Source organism: Bacillota bacterium, assembly GCA_023511835.1.
GTDB lineage: Bacteria > Bacillota > Sulfobacillia > JAIMAT01 > JAIMAT01 > JAIMAT01.
The window spans coordinates 1-12359 of record JAIMAT010000061.1; the positions used below are offsets into that span (position 1 = coordinate 1).

14 protein-coding genes are annotated in these 12359 nt (G+C 73.5%); 6 read left to right on the forward strand and 8 right to left on the reverse strand.

Features of this window, described 5'->3' with window-relative positions; all coding sequences use genetic code 11:
* Positions 1–27: 27 nt before the first annotated feature.
* Both K6U79_08775 and K6U79_08780 read right to left on the reverse strand, forming a co-directional pair.
* Complete coding sequence (locus K6U79_08775) at positions 28–1416, reverse strand: Sapep family Mn(2+)-dependent dipeptidase (protein ID MCL6522446.1); 1389 nt, start codon at positions 1414–1416, stop codon at positions 28–30.
* 19 nt (positions 1417–1435) lie between these two features.
* Positions 1436–1612 (reverse strand): hypothetical protein, encoded by a 177-nt coding sequence (locus K6U79_08780; protein ID MCL6522447.1) that lies wholly within the window; start codon positions 1610–1612, stop codon positions 1436–1438.
* Between the two features lie 138 nt (positions 1613–1750).
* Between K6U79_08780 and K6U79_08785 the strand changes: the two genes are divergently transcribed.
* The 4 genes from K6U79_08785 (at position 1751) to nth (ending at position 5979) form a co-directional block, all read left to right on the forward strand.
* Positions 1751–1927 (forward strand): hypothetical protein, encoded by a 177-nt coding sequence (locus tag K6U79_08785; protein MCL6522448.1) that lies wholly within the window; start codon positions 1751–1753, stop codon positions 1925–1927.
* 335 nt (positions 1928–2262) lie between these two features.
* The gene (gene glnA, locus K6U79_08790; GenBank protein ID MCL6522449.1) at positions 2263–3630 is read left to right on the forward strand and encodes a type I glutamate--ammonia ligase; all 1368 of its coding nucleotides are present in this window, start codon (positions 2263–2265) and stop codon (positions 3628–3630) included.
* Between the two features lie 115 nt (positions 3631–3745).
* Complete coding sequence (locus tag K6U79_08795; protein MCL6522450.1) at positions 3746–5197, forward strand: FAD-dependent thymidylate synthase; 1452 nt, start codon at positions 3746–3748, stop codon at positions 5195–5197.
* Positions 5194–5979: an endonuclease III gene (nth, locus tag K6U79_08800; protein ID MCL6522451.1), complete on the forward strand. Its 786-nt coding sequence runs from the start codon at positions 5194–5196 to the stop codon at positions 5977–5979. The genes K6U79_08795 and nth overlap by 4 nt, the downstream gene beginning before the upstream one ends.
* Here nth and K6U79_08805 read toward each other — a convergent pair.
* The 6 genes from K6U79_08805 to K6U79_08830 all read right to left on the reverse strand — a co-directional run bounded on the left by K6U79_08805 (position 5883) and on the right by K6U79_08830 (position 10688).
* Positions 5883–7355 (reverse strand): HAMP domain-containing histidine kinase, encoded by a 1473-nt coding sequence (locus tag K6U79_08805; GenBank protein ID MCL6522452.1) that lies wholly within the window; start codon positions 7353–7355, stop codon positions 5883–5885. The two genes, nth and K6U79_08805, sit on opposite strands and share 97 nt — an antisense overlap.
* Before the next feature lie 33 nt (positions 7356–7388).
* On the reverse strand, positions 7389–8063 hold the full coding sequence (locus K6U79_08810; GenBank protein MCL6522453.1) for a response regulator transcription factor: 675 nt from the start codon (positions 8061–8063) through the stop codon (positions 7389–7391).
* A 111-nt stretch (positions 8064–8174) separates the two neighbouring features.
* Positions 8175–8372 carry a hypothetical protein gene (locus K6U79_08815; GenBank protein MCL6522454.1) on the reverse strand — a complete coding sequence of 66 codons (198 nt, stop codon included), beginning with the start codon at positions 8370–8372 and terminating at the stop codon, positions 8175–8177.
* Between the two features lie 119 nt (positions 8373–8491).
* Complete coding sequence (gene trxA, locus K6U79_08820; GenBank protein MCL6522455.1) at positions 8492–8815, reverse strand: thioredoxin; 324 nt, start codon at positions 8813–8815, stop codon at positions 8492–8494.
* A gap of 34 nt (positions 8816–8849) precedes the next feature.
* On the reverse strand, positions 8850–9062 hold the full coding sequence (locus tag K6U79_08825; GenBank protein MCL6522456.1) for a hypothetical protein: 213 nt from the start codon (positions 9060–9062) through the stop codon (positions 8850–8852).
* A gap of 132 nt (positions 9063–9194) precedes the next feature.
* Entirely contained in the window at positions 9195–10688 is a 1494-nt protein-coding gene (locus tag K6U79_08830) for a Xaa-Pro peptidase family protein (GenBank protein ID MCL6522457.1), read from the reverse strand.
* Positions 10689–10780: 92 nt separating this feature from the next.
* On the opposite strand from K6U79_08830, the gene K6U79_08835 reads away from it, so the two are divergent.
* Positions 10781–12001 carry a glycosyltransferase gene (locus K6U79_08835; protein MCL6522458.1) on the forward strand — a complete coding sequence of 407 codons (1221 nt, stop codon included), beginning with the start codon at positions 10781–10783 and terminating at the stop codon, positions 11999–12001.
* A gap of 54 nt (positions 12002–12055) precedes the next feature.
* On the forward strand, positions 12056–12359 hold a 304-nt coding region (locus tag K6U79_08840), incomplete at its 3' end, for an AI-2E family transporter (GenBank protein ID MCL6522459.1).

The window sequence follows — 12359 nt, forward strand, 5'->3', positions numbered from 1 at the left end:
CCCCCGCCCCGTCCTCCCCGGGGCGCCTCAGTCCGACTCGCAGGCCAGATAGGCCATGGCCCGCGCCCAGATGCGCGCGGCCCGGCGGAGATCCTCCAGGGCGATGCGCTCGTCGGCCCGGTGGGCCAGCTCCGGGCGGCCCGGCAGCAGAGGGCCGAAGGCGACGCCGCCCGGGATGAGGCGGGCGTAGGTCCCCCCGCCGATGGCCAGGAGCGTGGCGGGCTCGCCCGTCACCTCTTCGTAGGCGCGGGCCAGGAGCCGGATGATGGGCGCGTCGGCCGGCACGTGGTGGGGCGGCTGGTCCTCCACGAGATCGATGCGCCAGCCGGCACCGGCCAGGCGGCGCTCGATCCGCTCCAGCAGCTCCTCCTTGCGGAAGCTGACCGGGTAGCGGAGGTTGAAGGTGGCCCGAAGCCGTCCTTCCTCCAGCCGGACGACGCCCAGGTTGGCGGTCAGCGCCCCCGAGACGGGGTCGCTCACCGCCGCGTCGAGCCCGGAGCCGTCCGGGGCCAGCATGGCGCGGAGCGACTCGACAAGGGGCCGCTGGCGGGGGTCGAGACCGTCGCCGGCCAGAAGCTCGTCGAGGAGCAGGCCCACCGCGTTGACCCCTTCGGCGGGCGTGCTGCCGTGGGCCGCCCGCCCCCGCGCGCGGAGGCGCCAGCCTCCCGCCTCCCCCGTCGCCTCGACCCCCGTCCCGGGTTCCGCGGAGGGGCGTCGCGAGGGCGACCAGCCGCGCCCGACCCGGGCGACGGCCGAGCCGGGCACCACGTTGGGCCGGCTGCCGCCCTCCAGCTCGGTCACCGAGCCGCCGTCCGCGGGACCCGCCGGGAAGGGGGCCACCGCGTCGAAGGTGAGGATGCCCTTCTCGGCGTGGACGATGGGGAAGTCGGCGTCCGGGGAGAAGCCCAGCTGCGGCCGCTCCTCGCGGGCCAGGTAGAAGTCCATGTCGGCCCAGCCGCTCTCCTCGTCGGTGCCGAAGATGAGGCGCAGGCGGCGCCTCCAGCGCGGCTCCGCCCGCGCCACGGCGGCCATGGCGTAGAGCGCGGCGGCCGAGGGTCCCTTGTCGTCCACGGCCCCGCGCCCCACCAGGAAGCCGTCCGCCACCTCGCCTCCGAAGGGCGGCCGGCTCCAGCCGTCGCCCGCCGGAACGACGTCCAGGTGGCAGAGGACGCCCACCAGCTCCCCGCCCCCGCCCGCCTCGACGTGGCCCGCATACCCTTCCACGTTGCGCACCGCGAAGCCCAGGCGCTCCCCCTCGGCCAGCGCCCGCTCCAGCGCCTGCGCCGGGCCGGGCCCGAAGGGCTGGCCGGGCCTCCCCTCGGCCTTGACGCTGGGGATGCGCAGCAGCTCCTGGGCGAAGCGGAGCATCTCCGCCTCATGTCCCTCGAGCCAGCGGTCCAGCCTCTCCCCAAGCAACGACTTCGCTCCCTCCCTCCTAGGCTTGAACCCCGTCGGCCCCTCTCCCGGCCGGCCCGGCGCCGGCCGGTCGCCCGGGCGCCCGCTCCAGCCAGAGGGAGAGGAGGCGCCCGGCCAGCGGGACCAGCGCGTTGAGCGCCAGGAGCAGGGGGACGACGGGTACCAGGAACCAGAAGAGCCACTCCGCCACGGGCATCGTCGACCCTCCCCGCGGGGGGCGGCGCGCCCCCCCTCTCAGCTTCGCCTTGATCGCCCCCCGCCCCTCTGCTAGCGTAGAGGAGGCCACGTGCGGCGCATCCGGTGCGCGCCGTCCGGGCGCGCGGGAGGGATGGACTTGTCCACGCTGGGATGGTTCCTCTCGTACGTCGTCCTGCCGCTGCTCTTTCTCTTCCTTTTCCTGGCGGGATGGGGTCGCATCTTCATCCCCTACGACCGGTGTCTCTACCGGGATCCGAAGCGGCTTTACGAGGAGCGGATGCGCACCGAGTGGAGCACGCCCAAGCCGCGCTAGACGCGCCGTGCGGCCCCGCCCATACGGATGCCGAAGGCCCGCGGATGCCCCGCGGGCCTCTTGCGTTCCCTTTCCACCGGCGTCCCGCCTGATGTTTGGTAGATTGTTAGGTTTTCCTGACAACCTGACTTGCACCTTGCCTCCGCCTCCCCCTATACTGGGGTATCCGTTGCAGGGAGGTGGGCCCTTTGGAGACGGCCGAAGCGAAGCGCGCCGCTCGCGTCCTGGCCGAGCGCGCCCCGGGGGTGGAGGCTGAGGCCGTCGGCTCCCGCCTCTTCGTCCGACCCTCCACGGCCGGGGAGGTGCTGGAGCTGGCCCGCCGGAGCGGGGTGGAGATGGTCGACCTGCGGCTGACCGACGTGCCGGGGCGCTGGCATCACATCACGCTTCCGGTGGAGCAGCTGGACGAGAGGCTCTTCGTCACGGGGGTCGCCTTTGACGGCTCCAGCATCCCGGGCTTCCGCTCCATCGAGGAGAGCGACATGGTGATGGTGCCCGACCCCACCACCGCCTTCCTCGACCCCTTCACCGAGGTCCCGACGCTGGTGCTCAGCTGCGACGTCTACGAACCGGGAGGGGCGCGATTTCGCCACGACCCCCGCGCCGTCGCCCAGCGCGCCGAGGCCTTCCTGAAGAGCACGGGGATCGCCACCACCAGCTACTGGGGGCCCGAGCTGGAGTTCTTCCTCTTCGACCGGGTCCGCTTCCACGCCGACCAGGGCTCTGCCGGCTACGCCATCGACTCCGAGGAGGCGGAGTGGAACCGGGGCGAGCCGGATTCGGGGTCGCGCATCCGGCCCAAGACGGGCTACTTCCCGGTAGCCCCGCTGGACCGGCTGCAGGACGTGCGGACCGCCATCGTCCGCAACCTGCAGGCGGCCGGGCTGCCGGTGGAGCGCCACCATCACGAGGTGGCGACGGCGGGGCAGGCGGAGATCAACTTCCGCCGCGACACGATGACGCGGACGGCCGACAACGTCCAGCTCTACAAGTACGTGGTCCGCAACACCGCGCTCCGCTACGGCAAGACGGCCACCTTCATGCCGAAGCCGCTTTACGGCGACAACGGCTCGGGGATGCACACGCACCAGAGCCTCTTCGACGAGGAGCGCCCGCTCTTCTACGACGCCGACGGCTACGCGCGGCTCAGCCAGCTGGGCCGCTACTACGTGGGCGGCCTGCTCCTGCACGCGCCCGCCATCCTGGCCCTCTCCAACCCGACCACCAACTCCTACCGGCGCCTGATCCCCGGCTTCGAGGCGCCGGTCAACCTGGTCTTCGGCCGCGCCAACCGCAGCGCCGCCGTGCGCGTCCCGGTCGGCTCCGACCGGCCCGAGTCGGTGCGCATCGAGTTCCGCCCGCCCGACGCCACGGGCAACCCCTACCTGAGCTTCGCGGCCATGCTGATGGCCGGCATCGACGGCATCCTCAACCGCCTGGAGCCCTCGGAGCTGGGCTTCGGCCCGCTGGAGCGGAACGTCTACGCCCTCTCGCCCGAGGAGCGCAAGGGGATCCGCAGCGTTCCCGGCTCGCTGGAGGAGGCGCTGGACGCGCTGGAGCGGGATCACGACTTCCTTCTGCGCGGCGGCGTCTTCGACGAGGAACTGCTGGCCGACTGGATCGAGTCGCACCGCCGCCAGGACGTGGACGCGGTGCGCCAGCACCCGCACCCGTACGAGTTCTATTTGTACTTCGACGTCTGAGCGGCGGCGGCCTGCAGGCGGCGGCGCCCGGGGACCGGGGCCGCCGCCTGTGGTATAGTCGTGGGGCACCATCCGCAACTTCCCCGCCCGCAGGCGGGGCGCCACGGGAGGCGCCATGGAGGAGCAGGACCGGCGGCTTCTGGAGCCCTTCGTCTCGGACGTGGAGGCGCCCGTCTACGCCATCCGCGGCCTGCCCGAGGAAGTGATCGCGGTCCTCTTCGCCTACGCCAGCCGCAACCCGCGCTCCTTCCGCGAGAACCTGCTCAAGCTGCTGCGCGAGGACCTGCAGGCCTACGCCGGCGCCCGCCCGCTTCGCCTCGACCGCGCCTCGGAACAGGCGGCCGCCTTCCACGCCAAGTGGGTCGTCGGCTACGGCCACTCCTCGGTGGCCGAGCACGCGGTGGTCCACCTGGGCGTGGAGCGCATCTCGCGCCTGGCCTCGGCCGAGCTGGAGCTCTCCAACCCCTTCCTCTCGTTCACCGAGTACAGCCAGCGCTACCAGCAGCCGCGACCGGGCGACTGGCTTCTCCCGCCCGGCCTGCCCGAGGAGGGGCGGGCCGTGGCCGAGGCGGCCTGCACCGACCTGTACGCGCTCTACCGCCGTCTCCTCGAAGGGCTGGCCGAGGCGCTTCGGGACGAGATGCCGCCGGAGGCCGGCGAGAGCGAGGAGGCGTACGCGCGCCGCAGGCGGCGGCAGGCCTACGAGGACGCGCGCTTCGCGCTTCCTCTGGCGACGGCCACGCAGCTGGGCATGACGGCCAACGCCCGCGCCCTGCGCGACGCCGTCCGCCGCCTCCTGGCCTCCCCCTACCCCGAGGTGGTGCGCCTGGCCGAAGCCCTGCGTACGGCCGCGGCGGAGGAGGTGCCCACGCTCCTTCGCCACGCCGAGCCCGACCCGGCCTGGGAGGCCTGGCGCGAGGCGGCCGCCGCCGGCTGGGCGGCCGGGGAGCCCCCCGCGAGCCCGGGGGCGCCGGAGGCGCCGCGCGTCCGCCTGCTGGAGCCGCCTCCGGCCGCCGAGGCGCTGGAGCGCTTCGCACGGGCGCTCCGCTGCGCGGCGCCGGCCGGGGACCGGGCGGCAGCGGCCTTCGCCCGCCTGGCAGCCGGCCTCGACGAGCACAGCGAGCCGCCGTCGCCCTTCCACGCCCTCTCCTACCGCTTCGAGGTGGAGCTCTCGGAGGCCGCCTGGCACCAGCTGCTGCGGCACAACCGCCGCTGCCAGTTCTATCCGGGGCAGCCGGGCGGCGCCGGCGGCTGGACGCTGCCGCCGGCGGTGGAGCGGGCCGGCCTGGCCGGCCTGCTGGAGGCGGCGCTGGAGCGGGCCCGGGAGGCCCGCCGGAGGCTGGCCGCCTTCGACCCGGCAGCCGCCCACTACCTGGTGCTCAACGCCGAGCGCCGCCGGCTGCTGGCGGAGATGGACCTGGCCGAGCTGATCCACCTGGCTCGGCTGCGCGGGAAGCCGGAGGCGCAGTGGGAGATCCGGGGCGCGGTCCGGGCCATGGTGGCCGAGGCGGTGCGGGCGCACCCCTTCCTGGCGGAGGTGCCGGCACTGGGGGCGCTGGCGCGATGAGGCGCCCCGGCCCGGAGCGGGCCGGCGATGGCGGCGCCGCCGAGGGGCGGCGCGTCCGGCGGATCCTCGCCAAGCTGGCCGCCCTCTACCCGGAGGCGCGGACGGCGCTCCGCTGGTCGACACCCTTCGAGCTGCTCGTGGCCACCATGCTCTCCGCCCAGTCGACCGACGCCGGCGTCAACCGGGTGACAGAGCGGCTCTTCGCCCGCCCGCACGAGCCCGAGGACCTCTGCCGCATGGGTGCGGAGGCGCTGGCGGAGGAGATCCGCCAGCTCGGCCTCTACCGTTCCAAGGCCCGCCACGTGGTGGAGACCGCCTGCATCCTGGCGGAGCGCTACGGCGGGCGCGTCCCGCGCACGCTGGAGGAGCTGACCAGCCTGCCCGGCGTCGGCCGCAAGACGGCCAACGTCGTCCTGGCCAACGCCTTCGGCCTCCCGGCCATCGCCGTCGACACCCACGTCTTCCGCGTCTCACACCGGCTGGGCCTGGCCGACGGGCGGACGCCCGAGGCCACCGAGCGCCAGCTTCAGGAGCGCATCCCGCGCCGCCTCTGGTCGGCGGCCCACCACTGGCTCATCCTCCACGGCCGGCGCGTCTGCACGGCGCGGCGCCCGCGCTGCGAAGCCTGCGCGCTCCTGGAGGAGTGCCCCGCGGGACGGGCGATGCGCGAGGCCTCCGGCCCCCTTCAGGCGGAGGGGACGGCCGGGGGGGCGGCGAGCCGGTCGCGCGCGCCGTCGGCCGGGGCCAGGAGGGGCACGCGCACCACGAAGCGGGCGCCCTGACCTTCGCGGCTCTCCACGCGGATGGTGCCGCCGTGCTCCTGGACGATCCAGCGGGCGATGGAGAGCCCCAGGCCGGTGCCGTCCCGCGCGCGCCCGTTCTCGGCCCGCCCGCGGTAGAAGCGCTCGAAGATCCGCTCCTGCTCCTCCGGCGGGATACCCGGTCCCTGGTCGCGCACGGCCAGCTCCAGCCACTCCTCCTCGCGGCGCGCCTCCAGGCGGACCGTCCCGCCGGGCGGGCTGTGGCGGACCGCATTGTCCAGCAGGATCATGAAGAGCTCCTTGAAGTAGTCCGGCTGGCAGCGGATGCGCACGCCCTCCAGGCTCTCCAGGCCCTCGCCCACGATCTGCACCCCCGGCCGGAAGACGCGCGCCTGGCGGAGGGCCGAACGCAGGATGGTGACCGGCTCTGCCGGTTCCAGGCGCAGGTGCTGGCCGGCGTCGGCGCGGGCCAGGAGAAGCAGGTCGGAGACCAGTCGCGACATCCGCTCCGACTCGTCGCCGATGTCCTGGAGGGCGGCCTCCTCGTCGCCGGTCAGGCCGCCGGCGCGACGCAGGTACTCCACGTTCCCGCGCACCACCGTCAGCGGCGTGCGCAGCTCGTGGGAGACGTCCGCCAGGAAGCGCCGCTGCGCCTCGTAGCTCTGCCGCAGCGCGTCGTGGGCCGACTGGAGCCCCTCCAACATCTGGTTGAAGGTCCCCACCAGCGTGCCGATCTCGTCCTGCGGACCCTCGTAGGCCACCCGCCGGGAGAAGTCCCGCGAGCGCCCGATGGCCCGGGCGGCCTGGGTGATGCGGTCGATGGGCGAGAGGGCCAGGCTGGCCAGGAGCCAGCCGACCGCGCCCGCGGCCAGCACGGTCAGGAGCGAGCCCGCCACCAGCAGGAAGCGGAGCCGCTCCAGCGTCTCCGCCAGGCCGAGCAGCGGCTGCGCCACCTCCAGCACACCCACCACCTTGCCGTCTCCCAGCACGATGGGCACCTGGTAGGTGCGCAGCGCGCCCCGTCCGTCCCCGTAGGTGGCGAAAACCGGCCTCTGGGGCGGCTCCTGCCCGCCGTCCAGCGGCTGGAAGGGAAGCGTCTGGCCGCCGAGATTGGCGGAGCGGGCGCGCACCTCGCCGTTCAGGTCGTAGACCTGGACCATGAGCCCGGCGGTGGCAAAGGTGTTAAGCGGCGGGATCTGCACCACCATCTGGTGGAAGGGCTCGAGGATCTGGATCTGGGTGGAGCGCAGGATACCGGACGCCTGCGTGGCCAGGTTCCGGTCCACGTCGCGCAGGAGCAGACTGGACATGGTGGTGTAGAGGAGGAGCCCGAGCAGGAGCAGGGTGAAGGCCAGGACCCCGCTGTACCAGAGTGTCAGGCGCAGCCGGACCGACATCCGCCCTCACCCGTCCTCGCCACGGGGACCGGCTCAGTCGCGCAGCACATACCCGGCACCGCGAACCGTATGAATCAGCCGCGGCTCGCCCTCCTGCTCCAGCTTCTGCCGCAGATAGCCCACGTAGACCTCCAGCACGTTGGACGAGCCGCCGAAGTCATAGCCCCAGACGTTCTCCAGGATGCTCTCGCGGCTGAGCACCTGCCGCGGATGGCGCATGAAGTAGGTGAGCAGCTCGAACTCGGTGGCGGTCAGCTGGATGGCTCTGCCGCCCCGCGTCACCTCGCGCGCCGCCAGGTCGACCGTCAGGTCGGCGAAGCGGAGCACCCGCTCGCTCCCTCCCTGGCGCCGCCGCAGCAGCGCGCGTATACGGGCACTCAGCTCGTCGAAGGCGAAGGGCTTGACCAGGTAGTCGTCCGCCCCTGCGTCCAGACCCAGCACCCGGTCGGAGACCTCGTCGCGCGCGGTCAGCATGAGGATGGGCACCGACTCGCCCGCCGAGCGCAGTCGCCGGCAGACCTCGATCCCGTCCACCCCCGGCATCATCACGTCCAGCACCACCAGGTCCGGCACCTCGTCCCGGATCTGGCGCAGGGCCTCCTCGCCGCTGGTGGCGATGGAGACCTCGTACCCCTCCAGGGTCAGGTTCCGCCGCAACATGGACGTGATCTTGGGGTCGTCGTCGACGACGAGGAGTCGCTCTTTCACCCCGGCGCCTCCCCCGGCCGCTTCCACCATGTCGGTCTCACCGGTCATGGTAGCATCGCCGGGTCGCGAGGAGCCGGAAAGCCTTTCCGCCCTCCACTCCACTCTGGGAACCTAGAGCGCGGGCTGCGGGCGGGGCCGGAAACGCAGCGCCGAGAGCTTGAGCGGCCGCTTCTCTCCCTCGGCGTCCAGGAGAAAGACGTCCAGCTTGCCCCCGCGCCAGTTGAACTCCGCGCAGCAGTCCCAGCAGTAGTAGTGGCGAGGCCCCACCTTGCCCACCTCGCGGCTGCCGCAGTGAGGGCAGGTGACCATGTTCATCGCCTCCGTGGAGGGTCGCTCCACGGCTACTCTACCCGGCGACGCTGAGACCGGTCTGAATCGCACCTGTGAAATTGCTGAGATCCGGGCCGGGCCCGCCGGCCCCGACCGCGCTACTCCAGGACCTTGTCGATGGCCCGCTTCAGCTGATCCTTCGGCCGGTAGCCGACCAGGCGCTCTACCGGTTCGCCCCGCTTGAAGATCATCAGGGTGGGGATGCTCATGACGCCGAACTCCGTGGCCAGCTCGGGGTTGGCGTCCACGTCCAGGCGCGCCACCTTCAGGCGTCCCTCGTACTCCTCCGCCAGCTGCTCCACGATGGGGGCCAGCATGCGGCAGGGCGCGCACCAGTCCGCCCAGAAGTCGACCAGCACCGGCAGCTGCGACTCGCGTACCTCCCGGTCGAAGGTGGCGACGTCCACCTCGATCTCGGCCATTCCGACTCTCCTCCCCGTGAAGCGCCCGCTCCACTCAGGAGCCCAGGTCGCGCGCGAAACCGACGCTCCGCGCCCGCCGCTCCTGCTCGTAGACGATGAAGACGCCCGCCTCCTCGGCCTCACCCAGCTCCCAGCGCATCTGGACGATCTCCTGCTCCGGGTGCTGCGCCAGCCAGGCGTTGAGCGCCTCCGCCAGCGGCTGGCCGCGACCAGCCACGAAGTCGACCCGCAGCCGGGATCCTTTCATCCGGATGACCTCCTCGGCCTCGGCTGCCTCCGGCGAAGCCGGCACCGGCCGTTCGCTCGGTTCCACGCACCTCGCCTCCCCCGTCCGCCCGCGGCCCGGGCCGTCCCCCCCTCCCCGGACCCGCCCGCCGCCTCAGAGCTCCACGGTCAGCGAGGAAAGATCCCTGGGATAGTAGGTCAGCCACTCGGCCCCGCGCTCGGTAACCAAGATGGTATCCGAATGGCGAAAACCCGCAAAGCCTGGCACGTAGAGGCCGGGCTCAAGGCTGAAGACCATCCCCGCCTCGATCACCGTCGGGTCGCCCACGTCCAGGAAGGGTGCCTCGTGCATCCCCGCACCCAGGCCGTGCCCCGTATGGTGCCGCCAGTAGGCCTCAATCCCCTGCTCGCGGAAGAAGCGCCGCACCTCGGCGTCCACCTGGGCGCAGGTGACACCGGGCCGGATCTGGGCAAAGGCCAGCTCCTGCGCCTCCAGCATGAGGCGGAAATAGCGCTCCTGCTCCGGCGTGGGCGTCCCCACCACCAGCGTCCGCTCCAGCTCGCTGCCGTAGCCGCCCACGTTGGCCGAGGCGCCGGTGACGAGGACGTCGCCCGGCCGGATGACGGCGTGGGTGGTGACGGCGTGGGGCAGCGCGGAGCCCTTGCCCACCTGGCCGCGGAAGCCGGCGAAGGCGGGCCCGGAACCTGGCGGAAGGAGCTCACCCACGGTCCGGATCATGGCCAGCGTCGCCCGGCGGGTGGCCTCCAGGCTGATCTCCGTCTCGTTCCGCCCCGGGCGGACCGCCTCCTGGAGATAGCGGTGGGCCAGATGGCCCCAGCGCACGCTCTCTCGGATCAGGGCGATCTCGTCGGCCGACTTGACGCGGCTGAGGCGGGCCACGATCTCCCCTGCGCGCTCCACCTCGGCGTCGGGCAGCACCTCGCTCAGGCGCGGACCGGCATAACCGTAGCCGCCCGCGTAGCCGTCGCTGTCCACGCCCAGCCGCGCCTCGCCCAGCCCGCGGTCGCGGAGCAGGCGGGCCAGGTGGAGCATGGGGTGCTCCTCGTCCGGGTATTCCGGGTAGGCGAGGATCTCGTCGACCCAGGCGCTCGCCTCCGCATGCTCCACCTCCAGGCGGGGGACGAAGAGCCAGCTCTTCTCCTCGGTCAGGATCAGGGCCATGGGCCGCTCGGTGGCGATGAAGGCGAAGTCGGAAAGGTAGCGCACCTGGCCCGGGCCGAAGAGCACCAGCGCCCGGATCCCGCGCCTGCCCATCTCCCTCCGGGCCTTCTCCCGCCTCTCCGCCAGCGTCGCCCGACTGATGCCCAGCACTAGGCCTCGCCCCTCTCTCCGCCCGGGAGGCTCCGCCCGGGTACGGCCACGCTCCCCAGTTCGCGCCAGCGCTCGCCGTCCCAGATGGTGCAGACGACGCTCGGCCCGCCGTCGCCCGGCTCCTCGTGCAGGATGAAGCGGAGCCCGCGGCGGCCCACCTGCTTCGGGTAGAGCTCGTCCGGCATGGCCAGGAGTCGCTCCATCACCTCGCGGGCCATGCCCTCCGCCTCCTCCTGGGAGAGCGGCGGCCGAGGCGGCCTCTCGCCCGAATTCCAGCGCAGGAGGTCGGCCAGCTCCGCCAGCGCCCGCTCCCATCCGTCCAGGGCTTTCCACCTCCCGGGCCCGTCGGGTACTCTGACACCGGCCATTCTATCCCCGAGGCCCACCCGGGGCGCGAGGTGGTGGCGGTGTCCCGCTCTCCCTCCCTTCCCTGGCTGTTCGGCGCGGCGGGCCTGGCGCTCTTCGCCGCCCACGGCCTGGTCGCCACGGCCAGGATCCGGCGCCTGCGCGCCGAGCAGGCGCGCCGGGCCTCGGAGCCCGCTTCGCCGCCGGACGCGGAGCCGCCCGAGGTCAGCGTGGTGCGGCCCGTCCACGGCGGCGGCGAGGCCGCGCTGGCCGGGGTCGAGTCCTGGCTGGAGCTGGAGGAGGCGGAGGGCGTCGAGTTCGTCCTCGCCTTCCAGGCGCCCGACGATCCCCTGCTCGAGGCGCTGCCGGCCATTCGGCGGCGCCACCCTGGCCGGCTGGTGCGGACGGTGGTGGCACCGGTGGAGCCGGGCTACACGGGAAAGGGCTCCAACCTCCTGCACGGCGTCGCCGCGGCGCGCGGGCGCCTGCTGGTGCTGGCCGACGCGGACATGGTCGCCTCGCCGGGCCTCCTGCGCGCGCTCTTGGAGCCGCTCGCCACTCCCTGCAGCGGCGTGGCGGCCGTCAGCGCCGTCCCCCTCCACCGCGGCGCGCGGGGGCTCTGGGGGCTCCTCTACCAGACGCACATGAACGCCACCGTGCTGGCCGAGTGGCTCCCCTGGGCCGGGTTGGTCGATGCCGGAGCCCCGGGCGCGGCCGTCGCCCTGCGCCGGGAGACGCTGGAGGCCATCGGCGGCGTGCCCGCCTTCGGCCGCCACGTCAACGACGACGTCCGCCTCGGCCAGCTTCTCCGCCGGACGGGCGGACGGCTTCGGCTGGCCTCGCTGCCCGTCTCGCCGGTGGGTGCCAAGAGCCGGCGGCAGCTGGAGAGCCTCCTGGCGCGCGGGGCGCTCATCTTCCGGCGCATGCTGCCGCCGCCGCTGCAGGCGGTCCACCACCTGGTCCACTACGCTTACCTGCCCATGGCCCTGATGGGCGTCCGGGACCGGCGCTGGCTGGGCGGGGCCGGCCTCTACCTGCTGGGCAAGATGGCGCTCTCGGCCTGGGTGGCCCGCCTGGCCGGCGCGCGCCCGCTGTCGGCGGCGCTGGCGGTGCCGCTGCTGGACGCCACCATGCTGCTGGTGGAGGCGCGGACGCTGCGTGAGAGGCGGCTCAGCTGGGGCGGCATCGAGTACCGCGCCGACGCCGGCGGGAGGCTCCGTTCCCTTGCCGGGGACACCCCGCCCCTGTATGTTCAACGTACCGGCCGGCCCGCGCAGGGCTGAAGGGCGCCCCTCGGGTCCGCGCCTGCCGGGGCCGCCTCGCGAGGTGAGCGCCTCTTGGAGTGGGAGCGCTATCCCGCCATCCTGGGCACGATCCTGCTGGGGATCGTGCTGGCGGGCATCGCCGTCTGGCTGCTCAGCCACTTCCTGACGACGCTCCTGGTCATCGCCTTCTCCGCCCTTTTGGCCTTCATCGTCACCCCGGCCGTCGACGGCATCCAGCGCCTGGTCCGCTGGCGGGGCCTGGCCATCGCGCTGGTGCTGCTGGTCGGGCTGGCGCTCTTCGGCGGCGGCCTCTCGCTCCTCTCCGGGCCGCTGATCCGCCAGCTGACCCAGCTGGTGGAGGCTCTGCCCGGCTGGG

Bases quoted from the DNA above. Each gene is read 5' to 3' on its own strand.
- trxA (MCL6522455.1), bottom strand. From the start codon at position 8,815: ATGGCCGAGATCGAGGTGGACGTCGCCACCTTCGACCGGGAGGTACGC.
- K6U79_08815 (MCL6522454.1), bottom strand. From the start codon at position 8,372: ATGGTCACCTGCCCTCACTGCGGCAGCCGCGAGGTGGGCAAGGTGGGG.
- K6U79_08795 (MCL6522450.1), top strand. From the start codon at position 3,746: ATGGAGGAGCAGGACCGGCGGCTTCTGGAGCCCTTCGTCTCGGACGTG.
- K6U79_08830 (MCL6522457.1), bottom strand. From the start codon at position 10,688: ATGGGAGCGGGCGCTGGCGGAGCTGGCCGACCTCCTGCGCTGGAATTC.
- nth (MCL6522451.1), top strand. From the start codon at position 5,194: ATGAGGCGCCCCGGCCCGGAGCGGGCCGGCGATGGCGGCGCCGCCGAG.
- glnA (MCL6522449.1), top strand. From the start codon at position 2,263: ATGGTCGACCTGCGGCTGACCGACGTGCCGGGGCGCTGGCATCACATC.
- K6U79_08780 (MCL6522447.1), bottom strand. From the start codon at position 1,612: ATGCCCGTGGCGGAGTGGCTCTTCTGGTTCCTGGTACCCGTCGTCCCC.
- K6U79_08825 (MCL6522456.1), bottom strand. From the start codon at position 9,062: ATGAAAGGATCCCGGCTGCGGGTCGACTTCGTGGCTGGTCGCGGCCAG.
- K6U79_08805 (MCL6522452.1), bottom strand. From the start codon at position 7,355: ATGTCGGTCCGGCTGCGCCTGACACTCTGGTACAGCGGGGTCCTGGCC.